This window comes from Escherichia sp. AM3, from assembly GCF_032029835.1.
Taxonomy (GTDB): Bacteria; Pseudomonadota; Gammaproteobacteria; order Enterobacterales; family Enterobacteriaceae; genus Escherichia; species Escherichia coli.
The window spans coordinates 1-331 of record NZ_JAVUPQ010000746.1 but is presented as its reverse complement, the minus strand read 5'-3'; the positions used below and the strand labels follow the sequence as shown (position 1 = coordinate 331).

The 331-nt window shown below is 49.5% G+C and carries 1 pseudogene; it reads left to right on the top strand.

The window, feature by feature from the left end:
• Positions 1-331, top strand: a pseudogene (gene traP / locus RTW80_RS28170) (IncI1-type conjugal transfer protein TraP); the annotation flags it as partial.

Below are 331 nucleotides of genomic sequence, written 5' to 3'. Positions count from 1 at the left end.
ACACTGAATATGCTTCACGACAGCATTAACAAGCTGGGCGAAGCTATAAAAAAGGATGAAGAATACGCACAGGAAACACGCCGTCAGCTGGATGATATCCGGAGCCGCCTGAACGGAATAATGACACAGAAAAGCGTCACTGAATCCTCTTCCACACCGCATCCAGCAAAGAAAAAAACGTCGTCTGTACTTAACGGAATGAAAATCATGTCGATGGAAACTGGTATGGCCTGGATTCGCTGGCAGGGTAGTACCTGGGCTGTCAGAGAAGGTCAGACGCTGGGCAATGTGGTGATCCAGCGGATTGATCCGACTACCCGGACCATCCTCA